Raw genomic sequence first — 16,779 nt, forward strand, 5'->3', positions numbered from 1 at the left:
GCCTATTCGCTGCTTGTTTCAATCTGTTTGCGAAACAGCACCCGATCTTCCGGCCCGAAGCCGGCCCGCCAGATCACATAGCCGTAGGTTGCCAGAATGGCCGGAATACCAAAAGCCAGTTCGGCCCATTCGGGCAGGAATGTTGCCAGCCAGCCGATCAGCGCGGCGGGAATTGCCGCCCAGACCAGCGCCCAGCGCCAATTGTTGACCGGCACGGCAAGGATCCGCGACAGCAGCCACGCCTTCGACAGCGAGGCAAAGGCGAGCGCGACCATCAGCGCGGCGGCGGCCGCAGCGGCCTTGTAACCTTCGTTCCAGTCCATTTCGCGGGCGAGCAGCATGGCCCCCACGGTCAGCCCCGCCTGCAAGGCAATGGTAGCGAGCGACAGCATCAGGTTCTTGACCCGCGCGACATAGACCAGCGCGGCTTCGGACACGACAGCTGTGGCGGCGACCACCTCGGCCGCCAGCAGGAAGGCCAGCGCGCCGGTGCCGCCGACGAAATTGGGCCCGACGAGGCCCATTACCCCTTCGCCCGGAATGCCCAGCGCCAGCCCGATCGCAGCTTGCGCCGCGGTGATCCAGAAGCCCACCTGACAGATCTGGCGGGCAATCGCGGCGTAGTTGCGGTCTTTCAGATTGCGGGTGATGACCGGCCCCAGGATTGGCTCGAAACTTGTCTTGAGCTTCTGCGGCAGAGAGGCGACCTGCTGAGCGACATAATACACGCCCACGGCCGTGGGGGCGGCAAACAGGCCGAGGATGAAGATGTCGAGCCGGCGCGTGCCCCATTCGATCGCGTCGGCCGCGGCCAGCGGCATCGCGCGCCAGCTCATCCGGGCGAGCGTCGGCAGATGCGGGCGCCAGCCGACCGGGCGGCCATAGGTTCGCAGCAACGGCCATAGCGCCGTCGCCAGCCCGGCATAGATCGAGGCGAGATAGGCCAGTTCCAGCCCGCTATCGGGCACCACGAACCATAACAGGCCCGCGAGGATCGAAATCGTCCACGGCTCGACAATCGCGCGCGCCCGCACGGTGGTGGCGATGTCGAACTTGTAAGCCTGCGCGGCCAGCGCGATTTCGGTGAGGGCATAGCCGGGGATCGCCAGCACGATCAGCTGATCGAGCGGCGTGTAATTGCCGCTCGGAAACAGTGGCTGCGGCACCAGCCAGAAGAACCCGGCCATGATCAGCGACAGCACCAGCGCCGCCAGCAGCCCGTCGTATATCAGGTTCGCTTCACGCGTGTCGCTTTCGGCCAGCCGCTGCGCCAGGCCGCGTTTTTCGCCCAGCGAACAGACGAGCGCGACCAGTTCGACCACCACCAGCGCCGAGGCGAACCGCCCGAGCGCATCGGCGCCGTACAGCCGCCCGGCGATGAACAGGAACGGCAGGCGCGCGGCAAGGCGGAGCAGGAAACCGAGAAAGTTGGTCCGCCCCCCCTTGGCCAGCGCGGCGATTTCGCCGTCGGTGGTGGCGGTCACGCGGGGCTGTCCTGCTCGGGCTTGAGCGGGCGGGCGAGCAGCGCGCCAACCACCGCGCGGGCCGGGGCACCGCCCAGCAGCGCCACGACCGCATCGACGATCGGCATGGCAATGCCGCGCTGGCGGGCGAGGCCGGCGAGGACCGGGGCGGTGTGCGCGCCTTCAGCGACAGTGCGCCGGTCGGTCATCAGCGCAGCCGCGCTCTGCCCTTCGCCGAGCGCCTTGCCGAGCGAGAAATTGCGGCTCGAGGTGGACGAGCAGGTCAGCACCAGATCGCCCAGCCCGCACAGGCCGGCCAGCGTTTCCGCGCGCGCGCCCAGCGCCTCGCCAAAGCGCAGCATCTCGGCATAGCCGCGCGCGATCAGCGCCGCGCGGGCGTTCTGGCCCAGCGCCAGCCCGTCCACCACGCCGCAGGCAATGGCGAGCACGTTCTTGACCGCGCCGCCCACCTCCGCGCCGGCGAGATCGTCGGAATAATAGGGGCGGAAAGCCGGCCGCGCGATGATCGGGGCGAGCCGCTCCCACTGCTCCTCGCCGCCGCTGCAAGCCAGCGTTACCGCGGTCGGCAGGCCGGCGGCGACCTCGTGCGCGAAGGTCGGGCCCGAGAGCACCGCCAGCTGCGCGCCGGGCATCGCCTCGCCGGCGACCTCGTTCATCAAGCGCCCGCTACCGGCCTCGATCCCCTTGCTGCACATTACCAGATCGCGCGGCGCGGCGGCCAAGCCGGTGAGCATCTGGCCGAGGAATTGCGCCGGGGTGACGGCGAGGATGGTATCGCACGCCGCCAGCTCGCCCAGCGTGCCGGTGGCGCGGATACTTGGCGCGAGCGCCGCGCCGGGCAGGAACGGCGTGTTGCGGTGGTCGCGGTTGATTTCCCCGACCAGCTCCTCCTCCCGTGCCCATAGCAAGACGGGACGGCCATCGGATGCCAGCATCTGCGCCAGCGCCGTGCCCCACGCGCCGGCGCCCAGCACCCCGACCTGCGCCTCAGCGTCCATCGCCCATCGCCCTATCCTTTATACCCGGCGCCGCGCACCGGCTCGGCCGCCGGGTCGAGCGGCCAGCGCGGCCGTGCGGCAATGTCGAGCGGGGCGGGGGTGAAATCGGTCTGCGCCAGATGTTCGATCCCGGCCCAGGCGATCATCGCGGCGTTGTCGGTGCACAGCGCGGGCGGGGGCGCGGTGAAGCGCAGGCCGTGGGCGGCGGCGACCGCTTCGAGCGCGGCGCGCATCACCTGATTGGCGGCGACACCGCCCGCGACCACCAGCGCAGTGACCGGCCCCATCTGCTCCAGCGCACGCGCCAGCCGGTCGGTGACGCAATCGATGGCGGCCTGCTGGAACGAGGCGGCAATGTCGGCATCGGCATGGGCGCCGCTTTCTTTGGCGCGCAACACCGCGCTCTTGAGCCCGGCGAAGGAGAAATGCGGCTCGGCGCTGCCCTTGAGTGGCCGGGGCAGGGGGACCGCGTGCGGGTTTCCGGTGGCCGCCAGTTCTTCGACCGCCGGGCCACCGGGATAGCCGAGGCCGAGGATTTTCGCGGTCTTGTCGAACGCTTCGCCCAGAGCATCGTCGATCGTCGTCGCCAGCCGGCGATAGCGGCCCACGCCATCCACCCGCAGGATCTGGCAATGCCCGCCCGAAACCAGCAGCAGGGCATAGGGAAAGTCGAGCGCCGGGTCGGCCAGCCGCGGGCTCAGTGCGTGGCCCTCGAGATGGTTGATCGCGATCAGTGGCACATCGGATGCCATCGCCAGCGCCTTGGCGCTGACGAGGCCGACCATCACCCCGCCGATCAGTCCGGGCCCCGCCGTGGCGGCAATCGCGGCGAGATCGGTCAATTCCAGCCCGGCATCGTCCAGCACCGCGGCGATCATAGGTGCCAGCCGTTCGGCATGGGCGCGGGCGGCGATTTCGGGCACCACCCCGCCATAGGGCGCGTGCGCATCGTCCTGCGAGGCGATCCGCTGGGCGATGATCCGCCGGTCCGCACTGACGAGCGCAGCGGCGGTTTCGTCGCAACTGGATTCGATGCCGAGCACGATCGCCATGGCCGCTTCCCCTGAACCAGATGCACCGCTAGGGCAAGCAACCCATGAGCGAGGCCTCCCCGGATATCGCCCCGATGTTGCGTCTCGGGACGCGCCAGTCGCCCTTGGCCATGGCCCAGGCGCACGAGGCACGTGCGCGGCTGTGCGCGGCGCATGGCTGGCCCGAAAGCGCGGTCGAACTGGTCAGCGTGCGCGCCAGCGGCGACCGCATTCAGGACCGGCCGCTGGCCGATATTGGCGGCAAGGCGCTGTGGACCAAGGAACTCGACGCCTGGCTGGCGGGCGGCCAGATCGATGCGGCGGTGCATTCGATGAAGGATGTCGAAACCAGCCGCCCGGCTGCGCTCCATATTGCCGCCGTGCTGCCACGCGCGGATGTACGCGACGTGCTGGTGGGCGCGCGCTCGGTCGAGGCGTTGCCGCAAGGTGCGGTGGTCGGCACCAGCGCGCCGCGCCGGGCGGCCCAGTTGCGCCATCGCCGGCCGGACTGCCAGGTGGTGCTGTTCCGCGGCAATGTCGCCACGCGGCTGGCCAAGCTCGCTGCGGGCGAGGCCGATGCGACCTTCCTCGCCGCCGCCGGGCTGGCGCGGTTGGGTGAAACCGGCACCGGCACGCCGCTGGAACCGGGCGACTGGCTGCCTGCGCCGGCCCAGGGCGCGATCGGGATCGAATGCCGCAGCGGCGATCAGCGGGTTCGCGACCTGCTTGCCGCGATTGACCATCAGCCGAGCCATCAGGCCGTGCTCGCCGAACGCGCGCTGCTCGCGGCGCTGGGCGGTAATTGCCACAGTCCGATCGCGGCGTGGACCGAGATGGACGACAACCATGCCGTTCTGCACGCGGCGCTGTTCAGCAGCGATGGGGCAGAGCGTGTCGATGGCTCAGCCAGTTTTGCACTGAGCGAAACACAAACGCCCGCGCGGCTGGCGGCCGATCTGCTCGCGCGCGCCACCCCCGGCATCGCTGCCCTGTTTGCCGGACCATGAAGCCGGTATTCTGCATCCGGCCGGAACCCGGCTGGTCGGCGACCCGCGCGGCGGGTGCCGAGGCAGGTCTGGCGATTGGCGGAATGCCGCTGTTCGCGGTCGAGCCGGTCCGATGGCAGTCGCCTGATCCGGCGAGCTATGACGGACTGCTGATCGGCAGCGCCAATGTCTTTCGGGCGGGCGGACCGGAACTGGCTGCGCTTGCCGCGCTGCCGGCGCATGTGGTCGGCGAGGCGACCGCCGACGCCGCGCGCGCCGCGGGCTTTACCGTGGCCAGTTGCGGCGAAGGCTATTTGCAAGGCGTGGTGGACCGGCTGGCGGCGGACGGGGCGCGGCTGCGCCTGCTGCGCCTGTCAGGGGAAGAGCGGGTGCTGCTGGACCTGCCGCCTACCGTCACGGTGGACGAGATCGCGCTGTATCGCGTGGCTGCCTTGCCCCTGCCGAAGTCGCTCGGCGACCAGCTCGCCGGTGGCGGGATTGTCCTCCTTCATTCCGCCGCCGCCGCGCGCCATTTCGCGCGCGAATGCGACCGGTTGGCGCTTGACCGGTCCCGACTGGCGCTGGCGACCTATGGGCCCCGCATCTCGGCGGCCGCCGGCCCCGGCTGGCAGGAGGTCCGCCATGCCGACCGCCCGGCCGAGGCGCCATTGCTAGCGCTGGCGGCAGCGATGTGCCACAAGCTTGGCACTGACGCTGAAAGCGGCGCGGCGGACGGGACGGAATCATGAATATGCAGCAGGAACGGCCGAGCCGGTCCGCATTTCCGCTTTGGGCATTGCTGACTGCCTTTGTGGTGGGCGCGGTGCTGTCTGGCTGGATGGTGTGGCGCGTCGCGGCCGAGAATGGCGCGCGCGCGGCCAACCAGCCGATTGCGACCACCACAAATACTACGCCCGCCAGCTCGGCCCGGGCAACACCGCTGCCTCTGCCCAGTGCGACAACACTAGCGCGCGAGGTGACCGAGGTGGCCGAGCAGCAGGGCGGGCTGAACCAGCGGCTGGCCGCGGCCGAACAGCGCATCGCCCGGCTCGATCTGCAGGCCCAGGCCGCGACGGGCAATGCCGCGCGGGCGGAAGGGTTGCTGATCGCCTTTGCCACCCGCCGCGCGCTCGAGCGCGGGGCCGAGCTGGGCTATTTGGGCGAACAATTGCGCCTGCGGTTCGGTGATGCGCTGCCCAATGCGGTTGAAACCGTGCTGCGCGCTGGGCAGAACCCGATCACGCAGGATCAACTCGCGGCCCGGCTCGACGGGCTGGCACCGCAACTGGCCTCACCCAGCAGCGAACAGGGATGGAGCAGGTTCAAGCGCGAATTGTCGGAACTCTTCGTCATTCGCCGCGCCAGCTCGCCATCGCCGGCAGCGGACCAGCGACTCGAGCGCGCGCGCGCGTTTCTCGAAACCGGCCGCATCGACGCGGCGATTGCGGAGGTGCAGGCGCTGCCCGGCGCCGATGGCGCGAGCCGCTGGATCCGCGACGCGCGCAATTACGGTGAAGTGCAAAAGGCGCTCGACCTGATCGAGACGGCTGCGATCCTCGAACCGCGGCGGCTGCGCGATGGTGAAGGCCATGCGGTCGAACAGCTCAGCCCGGCAGCAGAAACCGCCATCGCCCGCTAGGCGCTCAGCCGCGCATCAGCGCCGGCACCTCGCCCGATACGCCCCGCGCCTCGTCCATGAACCAGGTCTTGAGCGGGCCGAGCCGTTCGACCCCGCCCATGCCCAGCCGGCGCACCGCCGAGGCGGTGCGGCCGGGGATGCCGAACAACCGGGTCAGCCCGTCGGTCGCGAGGGCGACACTGAAACTGTCGAGCCCGCGCCACCGCTGATACCGCGCCAGCAATTGGGCGTCGCCCGGCTCCAGCCCCAAGCGTGCGCCTTCGGCCAGCACTTCGACCAGCGCGCCCACATCGCGCAGGCCGAGATTGAGCCCCTGCCCGGCAATCGGGTGGATGCCGTGGGCGGCATCGCCGACCAGCGCCAACCGATCCTCGACGATCCGCGCAGTATGCTGGAAGCCCAGCGGATAGGAGGAGCGCGGCCCGACCGAGAGGATTTCGCCAAACAGCGGCCCCATCCGCGCGCGCGCTTCGCCCAGAAACGCCGCGTCGGACAGCTTGAGCACGCCGGCCGCGTCCTGCTCGCTCACGGTCCAGACCAGCGCGCTGCAATGGCGGCCGGCCGCATCATCGAGCATCGGCAGCAGCGCAAAGGGGCCCTCGGGCCAGAAGATTTCCCACGCGACATTGTCATGCGCGCGTTCGTGAACCAGCCCGGCAATGATCGCACGGTGATGATAATCCCACTTCGCCAGACCGATCCCGGCCTCGTCGCGCGTGGGCGAGGCGCGGCCTTCGGCGGCGACCAGCAGCGAACCGCGCAACTGCGTTCCGCCAGCCAGGGTAACCGCGACGCCGTGCGGGCCGCGCTCGCGATGAATGACTTCGGCGCGCGGATGCCAGGCGATCAACGGCTCGGCCGCAGCCGCCTTGAACAGAGCCAGCCGCAACTGCCGGTTAGCGAACATCCGCCCCAGCGAGCCTTCCTCGGGCCCGGGCCGGAAGCGGATTTCGCCCGGCTTCAACTGGTCGCTGACGGCGATTTCGGCGATCGGGCAGCCATGCGATTCCAGCGCATCGGCCAGGCCGATATTGGTGAACAGGTTCCAACTCGCGGTGGAAATGGCCGATGCGCGCCCGTCGAACCCCTCGGCGGTCAAGTCTGACGGATTGGCGCGATCGACCACATGGCTCGACAATCCGTGGCGCGCGGCGGCCAGCGCCAGCGTCATCCCGACCAGCCCGCCGCCAAGGATCACCAGATCTCGCCTGTCGCCGTCCACGGCCTGTTCCGATTGCCCGTTCATCGCCGCTGTCCTAGAGGCGCGGCACCATGAGTGGCAAGCAACTTGGCGCGCGGAAGAGGGAACTGTGGCTGGCGCTGGCCGTGCTGTGGCTGGCGGTGTTCGCTGCGGCCGCGCCCACGCTGCTGAATGCCCAGGGCGCCAACAATATCGCGGTAAGGCTGAGCGTCGCGCCCGCCGATGCGCGAGGGCAAGCCAGCGCGGTGCTGGCGTTCGACCCGGCGCCCGGCTGGCATGGCTATTGGTCCAACCCGGGTGATGCCGGCTACGGGATGCAACTCGACTGGCGCTTGCCGCCGGGCTGGAACGCGGGAGAGCCGCTCTATCCGGTGCCGAAAAGGCTACTGATCGCGGGCCTGATGAACCATGTCTATGAGGGGCGTTACGCGGTGGTCGTGCCGCTGACCGGCCCGCCCGGGGCGGCGGTTCCGGCGCTGGGTGTCGAGGCCCGCTGGCTGGCCTGCACCGACACAATCTGCGTGCCCGAGCAGGCGCAGCTCAGCGCCGCCGAGGCTACGCTTGATGCTGGACAACTGGCCGCAGCGCAGGCGGCCATCGCCCCGCCGCTCGACCGGCCGGCGCGCTTTGCGATCGACGGCAACACGCTGCGGCTGGCCATCCCGCTGCCGGCTGATCTTGCCTTGCCCGATCCGCACATTTTTGTCGGGACCGGGGAGATCGCCCAATATGCCGCCGCGCAGCGTTTCTTTCGCCAGGGCGATCTGCTGATCGCGGAAATCCCCACCAGCACCGCCGGCACTGGCGCCGCGCTCCCCGCCGTGCTGGACGGTATCGCCGCCTTCGGCCCGGCGGGCGAAGGCGTGCGCTTCACCGCCGAGCCGGGCAGCGTGCCGCGTGGCGGGACGCCGTTGGCGCTGGGCGGCACCGCGCTGCCGCCACTATGGACGCTGCTGCTGGGCGCGCTGGTGGGCGGGTTGCTGCTCAACATCATGCCCTGCGTATTCCCGATCCTCAGCCTTAAGGCGCTGACCCTCGCGCGGGCAGGCGGCAGCGAGCTGGAGGCGCGGCGTGAAGGTGTGGCCTATACGGTGGGCGCGGTGATCGCGTGCCTGGCACTGGGCGGGGTGCTGCTGGCGCTGCGCGCCGCGGGTGAGCAGGTTGGCTGGGCGTTCCAGTTGCAAGAACCGCTGGTGGTCGCCGCCCTGCTGGTGCTGGCCGCCGCGATTACCGCCAATCTGGCCGGGCTGTTCGCGTTGCCGCAACTGGCGGTGGGCGGCGCGGGGCGCGGGCAGGGTGCCTTTGCCACCGGGTTGCTGGCCGCCTTCGTCGCCACGCCCTGCACGGGCCCGTTCATGGCCGCCGCGATGGGCGCCGCGCTGCTGCTGCCGGTGCCGCAGGCGCTGCTGCTGTTCGGCGTGCTGGGGCTGGGGCTGGCATTGCCGTTCCTGCTGCTGGGCTTTGTGCCGCGGCTGCGCGCCATGTTGCCGCGCCCCGGACCGTGGATGGAACGCTTCCGCCGGTGGATGGCGCTGCCGATGGGGCTGACGGCGCTGGCGCTGCTGTGGCTGGCGGCGCGGCTCGGCGGGCCGTGGTTCGCAGCCTTTGCCGCGGCTGTCGCGGCGGCGCTGATCGCGGCGCTGGCGCTGTGGCAGCGCGGGCGGGAGGGCGGCGACCGGCGGTTCACCCTCGCCGCCGGCATCGCGGCCGCCTTTGCGGTGATCGGTGCGGCCAACCTGCCCTATCGCGTTGGCGGACCCGCGGCCGCGAGCGCGCAAGTGCTTCCCGCTGAGCCGTTCAGCGAGGCCGCACTCGCAGCGGCGCGGGCCAGCGGCCGCCCGGTGTTCGTGTGGTTCACCGCCGATTGGTGCGTCACCTGCAAGGTTAACGAGAGCGTCGCGATCGAGCGGGAGGCGACGCGCACCGCCTTTGCCAAGGCCAACGTCGCGGTCTTGCGCGGCGATTGGACGCGGCGCGACCCGGCGATCACCCGCTTCCTGACCGGGCAGGGCGCGGCCGGGGTGCCGCTTTATCTGTGGTATCCGGCGGGCGGCGGCGCGCCCCGGCAATTGCCGCAATTGCTCACGCCCGAAGCGCTTACGGAGCTGTCGGTGGCGGCGCCGGTTCAGCGCTAGGCCCGGTTTCCGGCGCGGCGTTGCCGGCACAGCGCGCGATCAGCGCGGTCGGCAAGGGCGAGGAATGCAGTTCGACCGCACCGCCCCCCGGCACCGTGGCCCGCACCGGCCCGCCAGCGGCAAACACTGCGAGGCGCGGCTCCGTTGCCGGGATGGCGCCCTGCCAGATCCAAGCGCGCCCGTTCCAGACAGCATCGACCGGCATCCGCAGCACCGGGCCGGTGCCGACCAGCGCCATCAGCGCCTTGGCCTCGGCATCGGCGCGCACGTAGCGCGTCACCATGATGGAAGGCGCCGCGCCCTGCCGCGCGCATTCGAGCGCGAGTAAAGGCTGCTCCCCCGGAATACCGTATAGCAGCCGCTCGGCACTCGCGCCGCTGGGAGCCCACACCGCGCCGGTCACATCGGGCGATGCCGCCGGGGGCGAGGGCATCCGCGCATGGTCGGTCAGTTCGGTGCGGGTGACGTAATTGTCCGCCGCTGGCGGCTGGCATGCGGCGACGAGCGCGCAGGCCAGCGCCAGCCCGGCTGCGTGGCGCACGCGATTACCGGCCACGGATAAAGGCGCGCACATCCTGCGACAGCTTGGCCCGATCCTCGTCGCGGACATACATCATGTGTCCGCTATCATAATAGGTCCAGCTGATCCGGCTGCGGTCGAAACCCGGGCGCGACAGCGCATATTCCGCAGCGAAGAACGGGGTGGCAAAATCATACCAGCCCTGCGCCACCAGAATGCGCAGGCCCGAATTCTCGCGCAGCGCGCGGCCGAGATAGGGCGCGACGTTGAGATAGGCATTGGTGTCGCGCCCACCCTCGATCTGCCAGTCCCACGGGCCGACACTGCCGATGGTCACGTAATTGCGGTCGGTCTGATAGCCCACCGTGTCACGCAGATAGGCGTTGATGGCCGCAGTATAGCCCCCGTCGATCCCGTAGAAGCTGGGGTCGTTATCCGGCGTTTCCCCGGCATTGTCGTAATCGCGGCCGGTATAGCGGCTGTCGAGCCGGCCGACCGTCAGCCCGCGATCGCGCAGCAATTCCTTGTAGAACCGCCCCGGCGTGACCCGCAGATTCGCCTGGTCGAGATAGGTTTCAGGCAGGCCGGTGAAGCGCGCCAGATCGCGCCGGATCGCCGCGTGCTCTTCGGCTGAGGCGTTCTGCCCCTTCAGCAGGAAAGCGGCGTAGGGGCCGATGGCAAAGGCCCGCGCTTCATCGACGAAGGCCTGCGTGGAGGGTGCACTGGCCTTCCCGTGATAGAGCGCAGTCGCTGCCATCGTCGGCAAATTGGTGATATAAGACAGCTCGTTGCCTTCGGTATCGGCCCCGGCGGCGAAATCGAGGATCGTCGAAATCAGGATCACGCCGTTCAGCGAAACGTCGTTGAACGCCCCTTCGAGTTGGTTCACGACCGCTGCCGAGCGGGTGGTGCCATAACTTTCCCCGCCGAGATATTTCGGGCTGTTCCACCGGCCATTGGCCGAAATCCACTGGCGGATCGCCTGCGCAACGGAACGCGCATCCTTGGTGATGCCCCAGAATTCCTCGCCCTTGACCTCCCCGATCGTGTGCGAAAACCCGGTGCCGACGGGATCGATGAAGACCAGGTCGGTCACGTCGAGGATCGAATCGGGATTGTCGAGGATCCGGTAGGGCGGAGCGCCATCGTCGCGGGCGTCGCTGGGGATCGCCACCCGCTTGGGCCCGAACGCGCCCATTTGCAGCCAGACCGAGCCGGAGCCCGGCCCGCCATTGAACAGGAACGTCACCGGCCGGCCGGGATCGCGCGGCTCGGCGACATAGGCGGTGGTGACGATGGCGGCGCGCGGCGTGCCGTTCTCGGCCCGCAGCACCTGCTCTTCCACCGTCGCGCTATAACGCATCGTGCGCCCCCCGAAGGTGCCAGTGAAGGTCCGGCTGGCGCGGTTGGGCTGGTAGGGAGCGACCGTGGCAGCGGTGGGGGTCGGCGCCGCGGCAGCTTGCGCCAGCGCCGGGGTGGCCGTCAAGGGTGCGGCGAGCACCGCGATCAGCGATGACAGGAAACGGACGGAGATGTGCATCGGCGGGCTATGGCATTGCGAAGCCGGCCGGTAAATCGCCTTCAAAGCCGATCTCAAGCTATCCCGCTCAAGGTTTGCCGCCTATGCGCTTGTAGCGCGTCTTGCCATAGCGCGTCTTGCGGGTGCCGGGCTTGCCCTCGTTGCTGCGGCCCACCACCGGCGCGCGGCGGTCGGTATCGGGAAGCCCCAGCTCGCCGGCCTCGAGCCGGCGGATTTCGTCGCGCAGGCGGCCGGCTTCCTCGAATTCGAGATCGGCCGCGGCGGCGCGCATCTTCTTTTCGAGGTCTTCGATATAGCCGCGCAGATTGTGCCCGACGAGGTTGTTGGCCCCCTCGGCGTCGATATCGACCAGCACCCCGTCCTGCGCCGCCGTGTGGGCGACGATGTCGTGAATGTCGCGCCTGATCGTCTGCGGGGTGATGCCATGCGCCTCGTTATAGGCCCGCTGCTTGTCCCGCCGGCGGTCGGTTTCGGCCATCGCGCGTTCCATGCTGCCGGTGATCCGGTCGGCATAGAGGATCACCCGCCCGTCGACATTGCGCGCCGCCCGGCCGATGGTCTGGATCAGTGACGTTTCCGACCGGAGGAACCCTTCCTTGTCGGCATCGAGAATGCAGACCAGCCCGCATTCGGGAATATCAAGCCCTTCGCGCAGCAGGTTGATGCCGACCAGCACGTCATAAACGCCGAGCCGCAGATCGCGGATCAGCTCGATCCGCTCCAGCGTCTCGACGTCGGAGTGCATGTAGCGGACGCGGAGGCCCGCCTCGTGCATGAATTCGGTCAGATCCTCGGCCATCCGCTTGGTCAGCGTAGTGACCAATGTGCGATAGCCGTTGGCGGCGGTCTGCTTGCATTCGTGAATGCAATCCTGAACCTGATCCTCGACCGGGCGGATGATAACCGGGGGGTCGATCAGGCCCGTCGGGCGGATCACCTGTTCGGCAAATACGCCGCCCGATTGCTCCATCTCCCACCCGCCGGGCGTGGCGCTGACGGCAAGGGTCTGCGGGCGCATCGCGTCCCATTCGTTGAACCGCAGCGGGCGGTTGTCGATGCAGCTCGGCAGGCGGAACCCGTATTCCGCCAGCGTCAGCTTGCGCCGGTGGTCCCCTCGCGCCATCGCGCCGATCTGCGGGATCGTCTGGTGGCTTTCATCGACGAAAAGCAGCGCGTTTTCGGGCAGATATTCGAACAGTGTCGGCGGCGGTTCGCCCGGCAGGCGGCCGGTGAGGAAGCGGCTGTAATTCTCGATGCCCGCACAAGAGCCGGTAGCGGCAATCATCTCGAGATCGAAATTGGTCCGCTGCTCGAGCCGTTGCGCTTCGAGCAGGCGCCCTTCGGCGTGAAGTTCCTTGAGCCTTTCTTCCAGCTCGAATTTGATCGCCGCGCTGGCCTGCTTCATCGTCGGGCCGGGGGTGACGTAGTGCGAATTGGCATAGACCCGCACCCGGTCGAGGCTGGCGCCCTTCTTGCCGGTCAGCGGGTCGAATTCGGCGATTTCTTCGATCTCATCGCCAAAGAAGCTCACGCGCCAGGCCATGTCCTCGTAATGCGACGGGAAGATTTCGAGGCTGTCGCCGCGGACGCGGAAATTGCCGCGCGCAAAGGCGGCATCGTTGCGCTTGTATTGCAGCGCCACCAATTTGCGGATGATCTCGCGCTGATCCTGGGTGTCGCCTTTCTTGAGGTCGAAGATCATCGCCGAATAGGTTTCGACCGAGCCGATGCCGTACAGGCACGAAACCGAGGCGACGATGATGACATCGTCGCGTTCGAGTAGCGCGCGCGTGGCCGAATGGCGCATCCGGTCGATCGCCTCGTTCACGCTCGATTCTTTCTCGATATAGGTATCGCTGCGCGGCACATAGGCTTCGGGCTGGTAGTAATCGTAATAGGAAACGAAATATTCGACCGCGTTATTGGGGAAGAAGCTCTTGAATTCCCCGTATAATTGCGCGGCAAGAATCTTGTTGGGGGCAAGCACGAGGGCCGGGCGCTGCAATTCCTCGATCACCTTGGCCATGGTGAAGGTCTTGCCGCTGCCGGTCACGCCGAGCAGCACCTGCGTCTGTTCGCCGCCGCGCGCGGCCTCGACCAGTTCGGCGATGGCGGTGGGCTGGTCGCCGGCGGGCTGATAATCGCTGACCAGTTCGAACCGCCGTCCGCCCATCGACTTTTCAGGGCGGGCTGGCCTGTGGGGTACGAAATCGGCGGAGGTATCGGGCTCTTCCAGTCCGCGGCGGATGACGAGTTCGGCCATTGCTGCGATATGGGCGCAGGAACCGGGCGCCGCAAGGCGCGCGGGCGGGCTGGCAAAGAAGGACCGGGCGATGAAGGCAGGGTGGATTGTGGCCGCGTTAATGGGCGCGTTAGCGGCTGGCGGGTGCAAAAAGCCGGAGCCGAAGAGCGGCGAGGAGGTGGTGGCCGAAGCGCGGCGCCTGACCAAGCCGGAGCCAGGGATGTACGAGACCAGCGTCAAGCTGGTCAATTTCGCGATGCCGGGGATGCCGGCGGACCAATTGAACCAGCTACAAGAACAGTTCGGCGCGATGGCCAATCGCAAGGCGTCGCAATGCCTGACCGCTGCCGATGCCGATGCCGGATTCGAGCAGGTGGTGCGGCAATTGGGAGAAGGGGTCGGCGGGATGCAATGCGTGTTCGACCGTTTCGCCGCCGATGGGGGCAAGCTCGACGCGGCGATGGCCTGCACCGGACCGGGCGGCATGAAGGCGCAGATCGGCATCGATGGGACGGTGGTGCGCGACCGGTCGGCCATGACGATGACGATCGAACAACAGATGGGTCCTATGCCGGGCGGGATGACAATGCAGATGCAGTTCGATTCGCGCCGGACCGGGCCTTGCTGATTGCGGCGGAGCCGGGGCGAGCGCGGTTCATGACGGTTTCATGAAACTACGGCGAAAATGTTGCGTTTCTGTAGCACCGGCCCGAGGATCGCATCATGTTCACCGCTTCTGCACACCCTGCCTTAGAGCGCACTGCGCAGGCCCGCGCCGAACTGGCTCGGCGCGTCGCACTGGCGCGCGAGGCTTGTCCCGACGATGTCCGCAGCCCGCCCTGGCGTCTGCTGGCCGGTGAACTGAGCTATGTCGCAGAGCCGCTACGCCGCCGCTTGCACCCGCTCCACGTGGCACCTGCGGTGCGGCCGCAAACGATCATCCTGATCCCCGGCTTCGGCGCTCATCCCTTGCGAATGCGCTATATGGCCGAGCAGATCGAGCGCGCCGGGCACACGGTCAAACGGTGGGGACAGGGGTTCAATCTCGGCCCGTCGCAAGACCGGTTCGACCGGCTGGAGCAGCGACTGGTCGATGTCCATGCACGCGCGGGCGAGAAGGTGGTGTTGATCGGCTGGAGCCTTGGGGGCGTGTTTGCGCGTGAAATCGCCAAGCGCCATCCCGACAAGGTTGCCAAGGTGATCACCATGGGCTCACCCTTTTCGGGCAATCCGCGCGCCAACAACGCCTGGCGAGCCTATCATTTCGTTACTGGCCACAGGGTCGAGGAGCCGCCCATTGCGGCGCGCGTTCACGAAAAACCGCCCGTACCCACGATCGCCCTGTGGAGCCCGCGCGACGGCATCGTTGCGCCGCGCGCCGCCTGCGGCCGCCCTGGCGAACGTGACCGCGCGGTGGCCCTGCGCTGCACGCATATGGGCTTTGCCCATTCGGGCGAGGCAATTGCCGCTGTGCTGCGGGAACTTGATATCGCATAAACCCGTTCCTCCCGCTAAGCCTGCCATGCCAAAAGTGGCGGCGGGGGAAATTCGGGGCTTCATGCGCGGCGGGTTCGGCAAGTTTGACGAGATGTTTGGCGAGGATGGCGCGCTGACCGCAGCCTATGCCGATTACAATGTCTGGTTCGAACAGCAGGACCCCAAGCTTCTCCAGCGCAAGGATGCCGAGGCGGAACAGAATTTCCGGCGCACCGGCATCACCTTCAACGTCTATGGCGAGGACGAGGCCGAGGAACGGCTGATCCCGTTCGACATGGTTCCGCGGATCATCACCGCGGCTGAATGGCGCCGCCTGAGCCGCGGGATCGAACAGCGCGTGCGGGCGCTTAACGCCTTTCTGCACGATCTCTATCATCGGCAGGAAATCGTCCGCGCTGGTCGCCTGCCCGAACGCGTTCTGCGCGGCAACGATGCGTGGCTGCCGAACATGGTCGATTTCACCCCGCCGGGCGGGGTCTATACGCACGTCGTCGGGATTGATCTGGTGCGAACGGGGCCGGACGAATTCTTCGTGCTCGAGGATAATGCCCGCACGCCATCGGGCGTGTCGTACATGCTTGAGAACCGCGAAACGATGATGGTGATGTTTCCCGACCTGTTCACGCGGATGCAGGTCGAAACCGTGTCGGATTATCCGCGCCGCCTTGCCCGTAGTCTGGCTGCCTGCGCACCCGGAGGTGGGTCGGGGCGGCCGGTGGTCGCGGTGCTGACGCCGGGCATCTATAACAGCGCCTATTTCGAGCACGCCTTCCTCGCCGACCAGATGGGCGCCGAGCTGGTCGAGGGGAGCGATCTGCGCGTCGTGGATGGCCGCGTCGCGATGCGCACCACTGCGGGCTATCAGCCGGTCGATGTGATCTATCGCCGGGTGGACGATGAATTCCTCGATCCGCTGACGTTCAATCCTGACAGCGTGCTGGGCGTGCCCGGCATCATGGACGTCTATCGCGCCGGGCGGGTGACCATCGCCAACGCGCCGGGCACAGGCGTCGCCGACGACAAGGCGGTCTATTCCTTCATGCCCGAAATCGTGGAGTTCTACACTGGCGAAAAGCCGATCCTGCCCAATGTCGAGACCTGGCGCTGTGCCGACAAGGACAGCCTCGCTTATGTGCTCGACAATCTGGCCGATCTGGTGGTCAAGGAGGTGCACGGATCGGGCGGTTACGGGATGCTGGTCGGGCCGACCTCGACACGCGAGCAGATCGCCGAGTTTCGCAAGCGGCTCGAGGCCAAGCCCGCCAATTACATCGCTCAGCCGACACTGTCGCTGTCGACCTGTCCGATCTTCACCAAGAAGGGGCTGGCCCCGCGCCACGTCGATCTGCGGCCCTATGTGCTGGTATCGCCGCACGGGATCGACATCACCCCGGGCGGGCTGACCCGCGTGGCGCTGACCGAAGGCTCGCTGGTGGTCAATTCGAGTCAAGGCGGCGGAACCAAGGACACCTGGGTGCTGAAGGAATGACCGCGCGCGGACGACCG

General features: G+C 68.2%; 14 protein-coding genes. 7 read left to right on the forward strand and 7 right to left on the reverse strand.

Features of this window, described 5'->3' with window-relative positions; translation table 11 throughout:
- Nucleotides 1–2: 2 nt before the first annotated feature.
- From ILT46_RS09110 to tsaD, 3 genes are read right to left on the reverse strand one after another with little or no spacing between them, the layout of a single operon-like run.
- Nucleotides 3–1,484, reverse strand: coding sequence for a lipopolysaccharide biosynthesis protein (locus ILT46_RS09110; RefSeq protein WP_370592402.1), 1,482 nt, complete (start codon nucleotides 1,482–1,484; stop codon nucleotides 3–5).
- Nucleotides 1,481–2,482 carry an NAD(P)H-dependent glycerol-3-phosphate dehydrogenase gene (locus ILT46_RS09115; RefSeq protein WP_199504335.1) on the reverse strand — a complete coding sequence of 334 codons (1,002 nt, stop codon included), beginning with the start codon at nucleotides 2,480–2,482 and terminating at the stop codon, nucleotides 1,481–1,483. The genes ILT46_RS09110 and ILT46_RS09115 overlap by 4 nt, the downstream gene beginning before the upstream one ends.
- Nucleotides 2,483–2,493: 11 nt before the next feature.
- Nucleotides 2,494–3,534, reverse strand: coding sequence for a tRNA (adenosine(37)-N6)-threonylcarbamoyltransferase complex transferase subunit TsaD (gene tsaD, locus ILT46_RS09120; protein ID WP_199504336.1), 1,041 nt, complete (start codon nucleotides 3,532–3,534; stop codon nucleotides 2,494–2,496).
- A 44-nt stretch (nucleotides 3,535–3,578) separates the two neighbouring features.
- Here tsaD and hemC point away from each other — a divergent pair, with 44 nt between their 5' ends.
- The 3 genes from hemC to ILT46_RS09135 are packed head-to-tail and all read left to right on the forward strand — an operon-like array spanning nucleotide 3,579 to nucleotide 6,138.
- Nucleotides 3,579–4,520, forward strand: coding sequence for a hydroxymethylbilane synthase (gene hemC / locus ILT46_RS09125; RefSeq protein WP_255528375.1), 942 nt, complete (start codon nucleotides 3,579–3,581; stop codon nucleotides 4,518–4,520).
- Nucleotides 4,517–5,248: a uroporphyrinogen-III synthase gene (locus ILT46_RS09130; protein WP_199504337.1), complete on the forward strand. Its 732-nt coding sequence runs from the start codon at nucleotides 4,517–4,519 to the stop codon at nucleotides 5,246–5,248. Before hemC ends, ILT46_RS09130 begins: the two co-directional genes overlap by 4 nt.
- The gene (locus tag ILT46_RS09135; RefSeq protein ID WP_199504338.1) at nucleotides 5,245–6,138 is read left to right on the forward strand and encodes a mitofilin family membrane protein; all 894 of its coding nucleotides are present in this window, start codon (nucleotides 5,245–5,247) and stop codon (nucleotides 6,136–6,138) included. The genes ILT46_RS09130 and ILT46_RS09135 overlap by 4 nt, the downstream gene beginning before the upstream one ends.
- Nucleotides 6,139–6,142: 4 nt before the next feature.
- Here ILT46_RS09135 and ILT46_RS09140 read toward each other — a convergent pair whose 3' ends face one another.
- Entirely contained in the window at nucleotides 6,143–7,384 is a 1,242-nt protein-coding gene (locus ILT46_RS09140; RefSeq protein ID WP_199504339.1) for a UbiH/UbiF/VisC/COQ6 family ubiquinone biosynthesis hydroxylase, read from the reverse strand.
- A gap of 26 nt (nucleotides 7,385–7,410) precedes the next feature.
- On the opposite strand from ILT46_RS09140, the gene ILT46_RS09145 reads away from it, so the two are divergent.
- The gene (locus tag ILT46_RS09145; protein ID WP_199504340.1) at nucleotides 7,411–9,474 is read left to right on the forward strand and encodes a protein-disulfide reductase DsbD; all 2,064 of its coding nucleotides are present in this window, start codon (nucleotides 7,411–7,413) and stop codon (nucleotides 9,472–9,474) included.
- Here ILT46_RS09145 and ILT46_RS09150 read toward each other — a convergent pair.
- The 3 genes from ILT46_RS09150 to uvrB all read right to left on the reverse strand — a co-directional run bounded on the left by ILT46_RS09150 (nucleotide 9,437) and on the right by uvrB (nucleotide 13,797).
- Nucleotides 9,437–10,030: a hypothetical protein gene (locus ILT46_RS09150; RefSeq protein ID WP_199504341.1), complete on the reverse strand. Its 594-nt coding sequence runs from the start codon at nucleotides 10,028–10,030 to the stop codon at nucleotides 9,437–9,439. The two genes, ILT46_RS09145 and ILT46_RS09150, sit on opposite strands and share 38 nt — an antisense overlap.
- Nucleotides 10,020–11,534: a S10 family peptidase gene (locus ILT46_RS09155; RefSeq protein ID WP_199504342.1), complete on the reverse strand. Its 1,515-nt coding sequence runs from the start codon at nucleotides 11,532–11,534 to the stop codon at nucleotides 10,020–10,022. Before ILT46_RS09155 ends, ILT46_RS09150 begins: the two co-directional genes overlap by 11 nt.
- Nucleotides 11,535–11,601: 67 nt before the next feature.
- A complete protein-coding gene (gene uvrB / locus ILT46_RS09160; RefSeq protein WP_199504343.1) occupies nucleotides 11,602–13,797 on the reverse strand; it encodes an excinuclease ABC subunit UvrB in 2,196 nt (731 codons plus the stop codon).
- On the opposite strand from uvrB, the gene ILT46_RS09165 reads away from it, so the two are divergent.
- From ILT46_RS09165 to ILT46_RS09175, 3 genes are all read left to right on the forward strand, one after another.
- A complete protein-coding gene (locus ILT46_RS09165) occupies nucleotides 13,781–14,404 on the forward strand; it encodes a DUF3617 domain-containing protein (protein WP_199504344.1) in 624 nt (207 codons plus the stop codon). The two genes, uvrB and ILT46_RS09165, sit on opposite strands and share 17 nt — an antisense overlap.
- Before the next feature lie 95 nt (nucleotides 14,405–14,499).
- Nucleotides 14,500–15,273 (forward strand): lipase family alpha/beta hydrolase, encoded by a 774-nt coding sequence (locus ILT46_RS09170; RefSeq protein ID WP_199504345.1) that lies wholly within the window; start codon nucleotides 14,500–14,502, stop codon nucleotides 15,271–15,273.
- 61 nt (nucleotides 15,274–15,334) lie between these two features.
- A complete protein-coding gene (locus ILT46_RS09175) occupies nucleotides 15,335–16,762 on the forward strand; it encodes a circularly permuted type 2 ATP-grasp protein (RefSeq protein ID WP_199504346.1) in 1,428 nt (475 codons plus the stop codon).
- Nucleotides 16,763–16,779 lie beyond the last annotated feature (17 nt).

It is taken from the genome of Qipengyuania sp. YIM B01966 (assembly GCF_016461955.1).
Taxonomy (GTDB): domain Bacteria; phylum Pseudomonadota; class Alphaproteobacteria; order Sphingomonadales; family Sphingomonadaceae; genus QFOP01.

Bases quoted from the DNA above. Each gene is read 5' to 3' on its own strand.
- hemC (WP_255528375.1), top strand. From the start codon at position 3,579: ATGAGCGAGGCCTCCCCGGATATCGCCCCGATGTTGCGTCTCGGGACG.
- ILT46_RS09115 (WP_199504335.1), bottom strand. From the start codon at position 2,482: ATGGACGCTGAGGCGCAGGTCGGGGTGCTGGGCGCCGGCGCGTGGGGC.
- ILT46_RS09165 (WP_199504344.1), top strand. From the start codon at position 13,781: ATGACGAGTTCGGCCATTGCTGCGATATGGGCGCAGGAACCGGGCGCC.
- tsaD (WP_199504336.1), bottom strand. From the start codon at position 3,534: ATGGCGATCGTGCTCGGCATCGAATCCAGTTGCGACGAAACCGCCGCT.
- ILT46_RS09130 (WP_199504337.1), top strand. From the start codon at position 4,517: ATGAAGCCGGTATTCTGCATCCGGCCGGAACCCGGCTGGTCGGCGACC.
- ILT46_RS09145 (WP_199504340.1), top strand. From the start codon at position 7,411: ATGAGTGGCAAGCAACTTGGCGCGCGGAAGAGGGAACTGTGGCTGGCG.
- ILT46_RS09135 (WP_199504338.1), top strand. From the start codon at position 5,245: ATGAATATGCAGCAGGAACGGCCGAGCCGGTCCGCATTTCCGCTTTGG.
- uvrB (WP_199504343.1), bottom strand. From the start codon at position 13,797: ATGGCCGAACTCGTCATCCGCCGCGGACTGGAAGAGCCCGATACCTCC.
- ILT46_RS09175 (WP_199504346.1), top strand. From the start codon at position 15,335: ATGCGCGGCGGGTTCGGCAAGTTTGACGAGATGTTTGGCGAGGATGGC.
- ILT46_RS09140 (WP_199504339.1), bottom strand. From the start codon at position 7,384: ATGAACGGGCAATCGGAACAGGCCGTGGACGGCGACAGGCGAGATCTG.
- ILT46_RS09170 (WP_199504345.1), top strand. From the start codon at position 14,500: ATGTTCACCGCTTCTGCACACCCTGCCTTAGAGCGCACTGCGCAGGCC.
- ILT46_RS09155 (WP_199504342.1), bottom strand. From the start codon at position 11,534: ATGCACATCTCCGTCCGTTTCCTGTCATCGCTGATCGCGGTGCTCGCC.